This is a genomic window from Staphylococcus simulans (genome assembly GCF_003043455.1).
In the GTDB taxonomy this organism is placed as follows: domain Bacteria; phylum Bacillota; class Bacilli; order Staphylococcales; family Staphylococcaceae; genus Staphylococcus; species Staphylococcus simulans_A.
Genome location: NZ_PZGG01000084.1, coordinates 1 through 6698, shown reverse-complemented (window position 1 = coordinate 6698; position 6698 = coordinate 1). Strand labels below are relative to the sequence as shown.

6 protein-coding genes are annotated in these 6698 nt (G+C 36.5%); all 6 read left to right on the top strand.

All coding sequences use genetic code 11. From position 1 onward, the window contains the following. Positions 1–188 precede the first annotated feature (188 nt). The 6 genes from fdaB to BU038_RS11255 all read left to right on the top strand — a co-directional run bounded on the left by fdaB (position 189) and on the right by BU038_RS11255 (position 6681). The gene (fdaB, locus tag BU038_RS11280; RefSeq protein ID WP_107606116.1) at positions 189–1046 is read left to right on the top strand and encodes a class IIb fructose-bisphosphate aldolase FdaB; all 858 of its coding nucleotides are present in this window, start codon (positions 189–191) and stop codon (positions 1044–1046) included. Positions 1047–1545: 499 nt separating this feature from the next. Beyond that, positions 1546–2805 (top strand): UDP-N-acetylglucosamine 1-carboxyvinyltransferase, encoded by a 1260-nt coding sequence (locus BU038_RS11275; protein ID WP_107606115.1) that lies wholly within the window; start codon positions 1546–1548, stop codon positions 2803–2805. A 62-nt stretch (positions 2806–2867) separates the two neighbouring features. Next, positions 2868–3218 carry a winged helix-turn-helix transcriptional regulator gene (locus tag BU038_RS11270; protein ID WP_107606114.1) on the top strand — a complete coding sequence of 117 codons (351 nt, stop codon included), beginning with the start codon at positions 2868–2870 and terminating at the stop codon, positions 3216–3218. Between the two features lie 131 nt (positions 3219–3349). Next, positions 3350–4780: an aldehyde dehydrogenase family protein gene (locus BU038_RS11265; RefSeq protein WP_107606113.1), complete on the top strand. Its 1431-nt coding sequence runs from the start codon at positions 3350–3352 to the stop codon at positions 4778–4780. A 191-nt stretch (positions 4781–4971) separates the two neighbouring features. Next, a complete protein-coding gene (gene rho / locus BU038_RS11260) occupies positions 4972–6288 on the top strand; it encodes a transcription termination factor Rho (protein ID WP_107606112.1) in 1317 nt (438 codons plus the stop codon). 132 nt (positions 6289–6420) lie between these two features. Continuing rightward, positions 6421–6681 carry a type B 50S ribosomal protein L31 gene (locus BU038_RS11255; protein ID WP_107606111.1) on the top strand — a complete coding sequence of 87 codons (261 nt, stop codon included), beginning with the start codon at positions 6421–6423 and terminating at the stop codon, positions 6679–6681. The last annotated feature ends 17 nt before the right edge of the window (positions 6682–6698 follow it).

The following is a 6698-nucleotide window of genomic DNA, read 5'->3' as shown; positions in this document are numbered from 1 at the left end:
ACGTTAAGCATAGCATTAAGCAGTTGTGAAACGCTTATACACATCCTGTATACGTTTTCATTTGAAAATTCACACAATTTTATCATTTATAACCGCTTACATTTAGTTTTGCAATGCATTCCGGCGGTGACTTTGATATACTTAACGTATAAAAATCACGTGCATAACGCACGCAAGGAGGAACTTTCATGCCTTTAGTTTCAATGAAAGAAATGTTAATCGATGCAAAAGAAAAAGGTTACGCAGTTGGTCAATACAACTTAAATAACCTAGAATTCACTCAAGCTATTTTAGAAGCTTCACAAGAACAAAATGCACCAGTTATTTTAGGTGTATCTGAAGGTGCTGCTCGTTACATGAGCGGATTCTACACTGTAGTTAAAATGGTAGAAGGCTTATTACATGATTTAAAAATCACTGTACCAGTTGCTATCCATTTAGACCACGGTTCAAGCTTCGAAAAATGTAAAGAAGCTATCGACGCTGGTTTCACATCAGTTATGATCGACGCTTCACACAGTCCATTCGAAGAAAATATCGAAATCACTAAAAAAGTGGTTGAATACGCACATGCACGCGGCGTATCAGTTGAAGCTGAATTAGGTACTGTCGGCGGACAAGAAGACGACGTAGTAGCTGACGGTGTTATCTATGCTGACCCTAAAGAGTGTCAAGAACTTGTTGAAAAAACAGGTATCGATACTTTAGCACCTGCATTAGGTTCTGTTCATGGTCCTTACAAAGGTGAACCAAACTTAGGTTTCAAAGAAATGGAAGAAATCGGTCAATCAACTGGTTTACCATTAGTATTACACGGTGGTACTGGTATCCCAACTAAAGATATCCAAAAATCTATTTCTTTAGGTACAGCTAAAATCAACGTTAATACTGAAAACCAAATTGCTTCAGCGAAAGCAGTTCGTGAAGTATTAAACAACGACACAGAAGTATACGATCCACGTAAATATTTAGGACCAGCTCGTGAAGCTATCAAAGCTACAGTAACTGGCAAAATCAAAGAATTCGGTACTTCTAACCGCGCTTAATTTTTAACGGTTAAGCTTTGAAAGAGCATCTTTTTTCGGATGCTCTTTTTTGTGTTGTGAGATAACACCAAAAGATTGTGTTCTCGTCAACCATTTGTTAGTATACAAAAGATTGCGATAATAACTATATGACAATAATGTTAGGCAGAAATTGTGTGTTGCCTGAAATTATTTCGCAGTCTTAACGTGACTTGTGCTATAATGTCTTAAGTGATTTTTTGAATGAAACAAAAAAGTTTGTTAAGACTGACATCTTAAGACAAACGCATAAAATGGGTGCAACATATCAACATGTTGTAAATACTTTAACAAATGGCTTTGTATTCTATAATATGAATATACAATCGCTAGTAAATTCAACTATAATTAATATGAAGTATGTGGATAACAGTTATTTTCATAGAAAATGATGAAAGCGTAGGTGTAGTCGTATCAGAAACAAGGTAGACTATACATATAACTATGGAATAAAGATTGAATAACAAAGGAGAACAATCGAATGGCTCAAGAAGTAATAAAAATCAGAGGCGGACAGCCATTAAAAGGGAAACTGAAAATCAACGGTGCTAAAAATAGTGCAGTGGCGATTATCCCAGCAGCATTACTTGCAGAGGATGTTGTAACATTAGAAGGCTTACCGCAAATTTCAGATGTTGCTACTTTAGTAAGCTTGTTAGAGGATTTAAACATTAAAACAGATTTAAAAGATACAGAATTAAAAGTAGACCCGACGGAAATAAAAAATGCATCTTTACCGAATCACAAGGTAGAGTCATTGAGAGCGTCTTACTATATGATGGGTGCAATGTTAGGTCGATTTAAAAAATGCGTAATCGGGTTACCAGGTGGTTGTCCATTAGGACCACGTCCCATTGATCAACACATTAAAGGCTTCAAAGCGTTGGGTGCGACTATTGATGAATCAAGCCCAACATCTATGAAGATTGAAGCGGAAGAATTAAAAGGTGCGAATATCTTCTTAGATATGGTCAGTGTCGGTGCGACCATCAATATTATGTTAGCTGCTGTCCGTGCAGAGGGGCAAACAGTGATTGAGAACGCAGCGAAGGAACCTGAAGTAGTAGATGTTGCGACGTTCTTAACAGGAATGGGTGCCAATATTAAAGGTGCAGGTACAAGTACGATTAAAATTACAGGTGTCGATCATTTACATGGTGTGACACATCAAATTATTCCAGACCGTATTGAAGCAGGCTCATATATGTGTATGGCGGCAGCTTGCGGTGCTGAAGTAGAACTTGATAATATCATTCCTAAACACATCGAACCGTTAACTGTTAAGTTGCGTGAACTAGGTGTAGATGTTGAGATTGATGATGACCGTGTAAAACTTAAAGGTGAATTACCATTTAACAGTGTCAACATTAAAACATTGGTGTATCCAGGATTTGCGACTGACTTACAACAACCAATCACACCATTACTATTCTTAGCGGATGGACCGTCATTCGTGACAGACACAATTTATCCAGAAAGATTCCGTCATATCGAAGAATTAAGAAAAATGGGTGGAGAAATTTCTGTCGATCAAAATACAGCAACAGTTAAACCATCTCAATTACATGGTGCTTCTGTATATGCAAGTGATTTACGTGCTGGCGCTTGCTTAATTATTGCTGGTTTAATTGCAGAAGGTGTAACGACAATTTATAATGTAAACCACATTTATCGTGGCTACACAAACATTGTAGAGAATTTAAAATCTCTCGGTGCAAACATTTGGACTGAAAAAATTTAGAAAACGTGGTATACTTTGTATAGTAGGTTTGCATGATCTAGTAATCATGAGAGGTGATTTAAATGGAAATATGTCCATATCTAGAAGAAACATTCAAAATCATCGGTCGAAGCTGGAATGGATTGATTTTAAATTATTTATCTAGATGTCCAGAACAGTCTGCACACTTCAGTGATATGAAGAAGGATTTGAAGACAATTACACCACGTTCTTTAAGCTTAAAACTTTCAGAACTGATGGAATGGGAGTTAGTAGAAAAGAACATCGTATCAAAAGCCCCCTTATCAATCGTTTATCATTTAACTGATAAAGGTGCTGCTTTAGCTGAGGCTTTAGTACCGATGGAAGAATGGGCACAAAAATATATTGAACTTGAATCTGAAGAACAATCTGATAATGTAGCCAATTCTTAATATAGATTTATGAGAAGTAAGAGTTATTCCTTTTGGAGTAGCTCTTATTTTGCGCTATAAGCAGAAACGTTTAAAAATTTCTGAGAAAGGATAAACTATAAAGTAAGACGTAAAACTAAGGAGTGACTGAATTGAGAATTCAAACTAAGCAATATATCAATGGTGAATGGGTTGATAGTGCAAGCGGCGAAACAATTGATGTCATCAACCCAGCAACTGAAGAAGTACTCGGTCAAGTTGCGAAAGGTAACAAAGAAGACGTAGATAAAGCAGTTCAAGCTGCAAAAGATGTTTATCTTGAATTCCGTCACAGCAGTGTAGAATATAGAAGAGACTTACTCGATAAAATTGTTAAAGAGTATGAAAATAGAAAACAAGATATTATTGAAGCGATTACGGATGAATTAGGTTCTCCACTCGAAAAATCCGAGAGCGTTCATTATCAAATGGGCTTAAACCACTTCTCAGAAGCAAGAGATGCTTTGGATAATTTCCAATTTGAAGAACGACGCGGCAATGATTTAGTTGTGAAAGAAGGTATCGGTGTAGCTGGTCTAATCACACCATGGAACTTCCCAACGAACCAAACATCATTAAAACTAGCAGCAGCATTCGCAGCTGGTAGTCCGGTCGTATTAAAACCTTCTGAATTAACACCGTACGCAGCAATTATCTTAGCTGAAATCTTTGATAAAGCAGGTGTACCAAAAGGTGTATTCAACTTAGTAAATGGTGACGGCGAAGGTGTCGGCAACCCATTAAGTGAACACCCAGATGTACGTATGATGTCATTTACAGGTTCAGGCCGTACAGGTGCAAAAATTATGGAAAAAGCAGCACAAGACTTCAAAAAAGTATCACTTGAACTTGGTGGTAAATCACCATATATCATTTTAGATGATGCAGATGTAGAAGAAGCTGCTGAAGCTGCAGTCGGCAAAGTTTATAACAACACAGGTCAAGTATGTACTGCAGGTACAAGAACAATTATTCCTGAATCAATGAAAGACAAATTTATTGAAGCAGCAAAAGAAAAAATGAGCCAAGTTAAAGTGGGAGACCCAAGAGAAGAAGGCGTTCAAATGGGTCCAATCATCAGCAAAAAACAATTCAATCAAGTTGAAGATTATATTCAAAAAGGTATCGATGAAGGTGCTGAATTAGTACTTGGCGGTGTTGGTAAACCTGAAGGCTTAGACAAAGGTTACTTTGCAAAACCAACAATCTTTGCGAATGTTGATAACCATATGACAATCGCCCAAGAAGAAATCTTTGGTCCTGTGATGTCAATCATCACTTATAAAGACTTAAAAGAAGCAATTGAAATTGCGAACGATACAAAATATGGTCTTGCTGGCTATGTTTATGGTAAAGACTTGAACACTTTACGCAAAGTTGCATGTGAAGTTGAAGCAGGTACAATTGAAATTAATGAAGCAGGTCGTAAACCAGACTTACCATTCGGTGGTTATAAACAATCAGGTATCGGTAGAGAATGGGGCGACTATGGTATTGAAGAATTCTTAGAAATTAAATCAATCGCTGGTTATTATAATGAATAACCATTGAATACTATTTGCTGGGCACGAAAGTGTCCAGCTTTTTTAATGAGGAAATAGTTAATTACACGCAATTGATAACGTTAGACCAATGATTGTTTTTGTAATTAAAATGGAAATTTGCTATGGTTATCTTATGAAAAATACTTTATAATAAGTAAATACGTAAAATTAAAATGAAATGAGTGTCAAACATGCCTGAAAGAGAACGTACATCTCCTCAATACGAGTCTTTCCACGAACTTTATAAGAACAACACTACTAAAGCGCTAACTCAAAAAGCAAAATCTCTTAAACTTACAAACTATAGTAAACTTAATAAAAAAGAATTAGTCTTAGCTATCATGGAAGCTCAAATGGAAAAAGACGGCAACTACTATATGGAAGGTGTCTTAGATGATATCCAACCTGACGGTTACGGTTTTTTAAGAACAGTCAACTATTCCAAGGGCGAAAAAGATATTTATATTTCTGCAAGCCAAATCCGCCGTTTTGAAATCAAACGAGGGGATAAAGTCACAGGTAAAGTCAGAAAACCTAAAGATAATGAGAAATATTATGGTTTACTGCAAGTTGACTTCGTTAATGATCATAACGCAGAAGAAGTCAAAAAACGTCCTCACTTCCAAGCACTTACACCACTATATCCTGACGAACGTATCCGATTAGAAACAAAATCTACAAATTATTCAACACGTATTATGGACTTAGTTTCACCGATTGGTTTAGGCCAACGTGGTTTAATCGTTGCACCGCCTAAAGCTGGTAAAACGACGTTACTTAAAGAAATTGCGAATGCGATTACTGCAAACAAACCAGATGCTAAATTATTTATTTTACTTGTTGGAGAACGTCCGGAAGAGGTAACGGATATTGAACGTTCAAGCGAAGCTGCAGAAGTCGTGCATTCAACATTTGATGAACCGCCAGAACATCATGTTAAAGTTGCAGAATTATTACTAGAACGTGCGAAACGCCTCGTTGAAATCGGTGAAGATGTGATTATTTTAATGGACTCTATTACACGATTAGCACGTGCATATAACTTGGTAATTCCGCCAAGCGGTCGTACTTTATCAGGTGGTTTAGACCCAGCTTCACTTCATAAACCTAAACACTTCTTTGGTGCAGCGAGAAATATTGAAGCAGGCGGCAGCTTAACAATTCTAGCAACTGCATTGATTGATACAGGTTCTAGAATGGACGATTTAATTTATGAAGAGTTCAAAGGAACGGGTAACATGGAACTGCATTTAGATCGTAAATTAGCTGAAAGACGTGTCTTCCCAGCTATTGATATCGGTCGAAGTTCAACACGTAAAGAAGAACTGCTGGTAGATAAGAAAGATTTAGAAAGTTTATGGCAATTACGTAATATGTTTACAGATTCCACAGACTTTACAGAACGCTTCATCAGAAAATTAAAACGTTCGAAAAATAATGAAGAATTCTTCCAACAATTACAAAAAGCAGCAGAAGACAGCAAGCGTACGGGCAAACCGATTATTTAAATATAAATTTGATTTGTCTTCCAGAATGGGTTGCAATTTATTCTGGTAACAATTATAATTACTAAGTATTGGGTAAAAACTCACAAATAACTCTGTTCCAGATGGTTCAGGGCAAAGGAGCTGAAAATAATAATGAGACAAGGAATCCATCCTGAATACCACAAAGTAATTTTCTTAGATACTACTACTAACTACAAATTCTTAAGTGGTTCAACTAAATCATCATCAGAAACAATGGAATGGGAAGATGGAAACGAATATCCAGTTATCCGTTTAGATATTTCATCTGACTCACATCCATTCTACACAGGTCGTCAAAAATTCGCAGCAGCGGATGGCCGTGTTGAACGATTCAACAAAAAATTCGGTCTTAAATCAAACAACAATCAATAATATTGAATGTATTTTAC

What these genes read in the sequence shown, in the direction of transcription:
- fdaB (WP_107606116.1), top strand. Translation starts at nt 189, where the DNA reads ATGCCTTTAGTTTCAATGAAAGAAATGTTAATCGATGCAAAAGAAAAA.
- BU038_RS11275 (WP_107606115.1), top strand. Translation starts at nt 1,546, where the DNA reads ATGGCTCAAGAAGTAATAAAAATCAGAGGCGGACAGCCATTAAAAGGG.
- BU038_RS11270 (WP_107606114.1), top strand. Translation starts at nt 2,868, where the DNA reads ATGGAAATATGTCCATATCTAGAAGAAACATTCAAAATCATCGGTCGA.
- rho (WP_107606112.1), top strand. Translation starts at nt 4,972, where the DNA reads ATGCCTGAAAGAGAACGTACATCTCCTCAATACGAGTCTTTCCACGAA.
- BU038_RS11255 (WP_107606111.1), top strand. Translation starts at nt 6,421, where the DNA reads ATGAGACAAGGAATCCATCCTGAATACCACAAAGTAATTTTCTTAGAT.